Raw genomic sequence first — 5,298 nt, 5'->3', positions numbered from 1 at the left:
TCGCGACGGCGGCGTCGAGCTCCTCGTCGTAGGTGGCGAGGTCGTCGACGTAGTTGGGCGTCTGGTGCTCGCGCAGGCTGCGGCCGTACTTGCGCAGGTCGAGCGCGTAGAACGCGGCACCCTGGGAGTGCCAGTACTCCGCGAGGCCGGTCTGGAAGAAGTAGTCGCTCCAGCCGTGGACGTAGAGGATCGCGCGGACCGGGCGGACGGGCTCGGGCGTCGGCGGGCGGTAGCGCACGACCGTGGCGACGACGGCGCCCTCGTCGTCGTCCTCGAGCGAGAGGGTGCGGGCCTGGTAGCCGGGACCCAGGATGTCGGCGGACCACGGGCTGCGGGTGGGGCTCACCGGGTGCTCCCGCCCTCGTCGGGGGCGCTCACGGGGTCACCACGACCTTGCCCGCCTGCGCCCCGGAGGCGAGCCGCGCGACCGCTGAGCGGGCGTCGCCCAGGGTGAACGTCGAGTCGATCGTGGGGCGAGCGCCGCTGCGGACCAGGAAGCGCAGCAGGGCGACGAGCTCGTCCCGGCTGCCCATCGTGGCGCCGAGCACGCGCAGCTCGGTGAAGAAGACCCGGGTCAGCTCCGCCCCGGGCTGGTCGCCGCTCGTGGCCCCGGCGACGACGATGGTCCCGCCGGGACGCAGGGCCTTGACCGAGGGCGACCACGTCGCCGCGCCGACGGTCTCGATGACGGCGTCGACCCGGAACGGCGGCCGCTCGCCGGGGGCGAGGGCGGCGACGGCGCCCAGCGCCAGGGCCAGCTCCCGCTTGGCGGCGTCGCGGCTGGTCGCCACGACCTCCAGCCCGGCGGCCGCGCCGAGGGTGATGGCGGCGGAGGCCACGCCCCCGCCGACGCCCTGGACGAGCACGCGGTCCCCGGGGCGCAGCGCTGCGGTGGTGAAGAGCATCCGGTAGGCCGTGAGCCACGCCGTCCCGGCGCATGCGGCCTCGGCGAAGGTCAGCTCCGGGGGCTTCGGCACGAGGTTCCACGTGGGGACCGCGACCCGCTCGGCCAGCGTGCCGGGGTACCGCTCGGACAGGATGGAGCGCTGCTCGGCGGGTCCGACGCCGTGCCCGGTCGCGCCGACGACGGGGTAGACGACCACCTCGGCACCGTCCGGTCCGATCCCGGCGGCATCGGTGCCCAGGATCATCGGCAGGCGCTCCGCCGGCAGACCGACGCCGCGCAGGGACCACAGGTCGTGGTGGTTGAGCGTGGCGGCGCGGACCTCGACGACGGACCAGTCGAGCCCGCGACCCGCGGGCGGCGCGGCGTCCGGCCGCTCACCGACCTCGAGCGCGGCGACGGGATCGGTGGGGTCGAGCCGGGCGGCGAACGCGGCGAGCATGGGACCAACCTAGGGCGCCGGGGCGACACCTGGGGCGTGTCGACCTGCCGTCAGGGAGTCGTGCCGTGCAGCGTCGCCGAGACCTCGACCCGAAGGCCGCGTGGCGGGCCGAAGACGTCGACGACGAGGTCGGTCACGGAGGTATCGAGGGCGTCGCAGAGGGCCACGAGGGTCGAGAGGCGCGGGTTCGCCGGTGTCGCGGACTCGCGGTTGGACAGCCCGCGCTCGATGAGCTGGTACTGGTTGCGACTGATCCCGGCCCGGTGGGCGACCTCCTCCTGCGAGAGGTCGAGATCGACCCGCAGCTCACGGAGTCGCCTACCGAGCGCTGCGGCGTGGTGAGCACGCGGCAGAGGGTCGATCGGCACCGGTCCACCGTGTCGGCGCTGCGCGCTACTGTCAGCCACGTAAAGATGGCCAGCTAAACAAGGTGCAGCAGTGCGTCGTTGGCGCCAGCGCAGGGGGTGACGTGACGGACTCGACCCGCCCGCGGCGCACCCATGAGCCACCGCTCGCGGCGGTGCGCACGACGGCGAGCCACACGATCGCGGTCGGGCACCTCGCCGAGCTGCTCGCTGCCGTCCCCGCGGACGTACCCTTCGACTCCTACCGGCACGCGGCGATCGTGGACAACGCCCTTGGCCGCCCGACGTACGAGGGGCGGCGGCGGGTCCTGCGCCACCTCCGCGAGCTCTACCTGCTCGACGCCGACCGCCTCGAGTTCAGCGCCCTGCGCCTCGTGCACGCGGACGACCCCGCGGCACTTCCCCTCGTTGCCGGGATGCTCGCCCTCGCTCGCGACGAGCTGTTCCGCGCGTCCTGGCCGGTTGTCGCCGGTGCGCGGGTCGGCGCAGTCGTGACCTCGGTCGACCTCGCCGAGGCGGTGGCGGCGTCCGGGCCCGGAGGGCTGGGGGCCTCGACGCTCGCGAAGGTCGGTCGCAATGTCGCCGCCAGCTGGTCCCAGACCGGCCACCTCACGGGCCGACAGGTCAAGCACCGCACCCGGGTCGAGGCGCGTCCCGGCGCCGTGGCGTACGCGCTCCTGCTCGGTCACCTCGCAGGCCTCCGTGGTCTGCCGTTGCTCGACTCGCCGTGGTTCGCCCTGCTCGACCTCGCCGACGACGAGCGCCGCTCCGCGCTCGACGCGGCCCATCGTCGAGGTCTGATCGACGTCAGGTCGGCCGGGACCGTGCTCGAGGTCGACGTCCGACCGCTCACCGGTGGCTCCTCATGAGCCTGGTCTCGGACCTGGTGGACGCCTACGCGGCGCACCTGCGGCTGCCCTGGCGCACCAACCTCTCGCCGGCCGAGCGGGTCTGGATGCTCGTCTACCCACCCACCGAGGAGCGCCGGGTCCGGGCGCGCCTGGACCAGCTCGCCCTGGTGACCCAGCAGGCCGGCCACGCGTGGGTCCAGGTCGACATCACCGACGTGGTCGGCACCTGGCTCGCCCACCACGAGTACGCCGAGGCCTTCGTCGCGGACCCGTCCGACCTGACCTCCGCGCTCCTCGACGACCTCGACGAGACGGTCGCCGCTCGGGTGCGGGCCGCCCTGACCGCGCCCGCGGTCGACCCCCAGACCGTCGTCGCCGTCGTGGGGACGGGGTCCCTGTTCCCGTTCGTGCGCGCGAGCCGCCTCGTCGAGGCCGTCGACGACGACGTCCGCGGCCGGCTCCTCGTGCTCTTCCCCGGCCGCCACGAGTCCACCACCCACAGCTACCGCCTGCTCGACGCCCGTGACGGCTTCAACTACCGCGCGGTCGCCATCACCGCCACGAAGGACCTCCCGTGACCCTCAACCGCGAGCTGTTCGTCAAGGACCCGCTCGACTACGTCATCCCCAATGATGGCGTGTCCAAGATCACGCCGCTGCGCACGGAGCGGGAGTGGGCCGTCCTGCGGTACGAGCTCACCAGCTTCGTCTGCGAGGGCGAGTACGAGCGCGGGCTCCAGCGGATCCTCGACACCTATCTGAGCCATCTGCCCCGCGCCACGCAGCCGGCCGTGTGGGTCAGCGGCTTCTACGGCAGCGGCAAGTCGCACCTCGTCCGGGTCCTGGAGCACCTGTGGCGGGACCAGGCGCTGCCCGACGCGTCCACGGCGCGGGGGCTGGCCACCGTGGGCGGTTCGATCTCGGACAGCCTGCGAGAGCTCAGCACCGCGGCCCGGCGGATCGGCGCCGCGCCCTGGTCCGCGGCAGGCACGCTGGACACGGCCAACGTCGAGCAGCTGAACCTCGCGTTCCTCGCGATCGTGCTGCGCGCGGCGGGGCTCCCGGACAAGGTCGCCCCCGCTCGCCTGCGGCTGTGGTTGCGGGACGAGGGCATCGAGGACGCGGTCGTCGCCGCGCTCGAGTCCCAGGGGCGCGACGTCGACCGGGCGATTGCCGGGTTCCACCTCTCGGTGCCGCTCGCGCAGGCGGTCCTCGACCAGCGGCCCGCGCTCGCGACCACCCCGGCGGACCTCCTCCAGCAGTTCAAGGCCCAGTTCCCGGACCAGCCCTCGGTGAGCGTCGCCGACACGGTCGAGCTGCTGCGTCGGGTGCTCACCGGCGTCGGTGGGGGCGTCGTGCCGCCGACGCTCGTGGTTCTCGACGAGGTCCAGCAGTACATCAACGACGACCCGGACCGCGCGATGGCCGTGCAGCACGTCGTCCAGGCCGTGTCGGCGGAGTTCGAGGGGCGCGTCCTGCTGGTCGCGACGGGTCAGCAGGACCTCACCTCGACCCCGGTGCTCCAGAAGCTCCAGGACCGGTTCAGCGTGAAGACCCACCTGGAGAACCAGGACGTCGACCAGGTGGTCCGCCGCGTGCTGCTGCAGAAGGAGCCCGCGCGCACACCCGAGCTGGCGGCCGTGATCGAGCGGGCCAAGGGCGAGATCAGCCGCGAGCTCGCAGGGTCCCGGATCGCGCACCGCCCGTCGGACGACGGGGTGCTGCTCGCCGACTACCCGCTGCTGCCCGCCCGACGGCGGTTCTGGGAGCAGGTGCTCCGGGTCGCCGACGCCGGCGGCCGGGCGGGTCAGCTGCGCTCGCAGCTGCGCGTGGTGCACGAGGCGAACCGGCGGGCCGCCGGGCGTCCGGTGGGCACGGTCGTGGGCGCGGACTTCCTCTACGACGAGAAGCACTCCGACCTCAACCAGTCCGGGCGCCTGCTCAAGGAGACCCAGCAGCTGATCGCCGACCAGGCCGCCCACCCGGACGACGGCGCCCTGCGCGCCCGCATCCTGGGGTTGATCCACCTCATCTCGCTGCTCCCCACCGAGGGGCCCGCGGACACCGGGGTGCGCCCGACCGCCGAGCACCTCGCCGACCTCCTCGTCGAGGACGTCGAGCACGACGGGCACCGTTTGCGGGCACGGGTGCCGGAGCTGCTCGCTGCCCTCGCACACGAGGGTGTGGTCCAGCAGCACGGCGCGGAGTACCGGCTCCAGACCGCCGAGGGTCGGGAGTGGGACCAGGACTACGGACGCCGGCGCGCTGCCCTCGCGGCGGACGCGGCGGCCCAGGCGGCCGAGCGTGACCGGATGCTGCGGGAGGCCGTGCTGACCTACCTGCCGGCCAGGGTGCCGCAGGGGAAGGTCAAGGAGCAGCGGGCGGTCGCGCTCCAGACCGGCGAGACCGAGCCCCAGGTCGTGGCGGCGATCCCGGTCTGGGTGCGCTCGGAGTGGGACGGCGTGACCCGCAAGCAGTTCGGCGAGCTCGCCCGAGGCGCCGGGCAGGACTCCCCGGTGGTGTTCGTCCACCTCGGCAAGGTCCGCGGCGACGAGCTGCGCGCGGCCGTCCTCGACCTCGTGGCCGCCGGCGAGGTGCTCGACGCCCGAGCGCATCCGACGACCGAGGAGGGGCAGGAGGCTCGCGCGGCGATGACGTCGCGGCGCGCGGCGGCGCAGTCGCGGGCCACCGCCGTCATCGCGGACGTGCTCGCCCAGGCGACGGTCGAGCTGGCCGG

At 74.1% G+C, this 5,298-nt stretch carries 6 protein-coding genes; 3 read left to right on the top strand and 3 right to left on the bottom strand.

Annotated elements, in window-relative coordinates; translation table 11 throughout:
• From PKY62_RS11875 to PKY62_RS11865, 3 genes are all read right to left on the bottom strand, one after another.
• The coding region (locus tag PKY62_RS11875) for an alpha/beta hydrolase (protein WP_502875839.1) at positions 1-346 on the bottom strand (346 nt) is incomplete at its 3' end.
• Positions 347-374: 28 nt separating this feature from the next.
• Positions 375-1,346 carry a zinc-binding dehydrogenase gene (locus PKY62_RS11870; protein WP_324537225.1) on the bottom strand — a complete coding sequence of 324 codons (972 nt, stop codon included), beginning with the start codon at positions 1,344-1,346 and terminating at the stop codon, positions 375-377.
• Between the two features lie 50 nt (positions 1,347-1,396).
• Positions 1,397-1,714, bottom strand: coding sequence for a helix-turn-helix domain-containing protein (locus PKY62_RS11865; RefSeq protein ID WP_324537223.1), 318 nt, complete (start codon positions 1,712-1,714; stop codon positions 1,397-1,399).
• A gap of 101 nt (positions 1,715-1,815) precedes the next feature.
• Here PKY62_RS11865 and PKY62_RS11860 point away from each other — a divergent pair, with 101 nt between their 5' ends.
• From PKY62_RS11860 to brxC, 3 genes are all read left to right on the top strand, one after another.
• Complete coding sequence (locus PKY62_RS11860) at positions 1,816-2,580, top strand: hypothetical protein (RefSeq protein WP_324537221.1); 765 nt, start codon at positions 1,816-1,818, stop codon at positions 2,578-2,580.
• Positions 2,577-3,140, top strand: coding sequence for a BREX protein BrxB domain-containing protein (locus tag PKY62_RS11855; RefSeq protein WP_324537219.1), 564 nt, complete (start codon positions 2,577-2,579; stop codon positions 3,138-3,140). The genes PKY62_RS11860 and PKY62_RS11855 overlap by 4 nt, the downstream gene beginning before the upstream one ends.
• Positions 3,137-5,298: BREX system P-loop protein BrxC (gene brxC, locus PKY62_RS11850; protein WP_324537217.1), on the top strand; the 2,162-nt coding region annotated here is incomplete at its 3' end. The genes PKY62_RS11855 and brxC, both read left to right, overlap by 4 nt.

The sequence above is a fragment of the Actinotalea sp. genome (assembly GCF_035443605.1).
GTDB lineage: Bacteria > Actinomycetota > Actinomycetes > Actinomycetales > Cellulomonadaceae > Actinotalea.
This window is presented reverse-complemented; position numbering and strand designations above follow the sequence as displayed.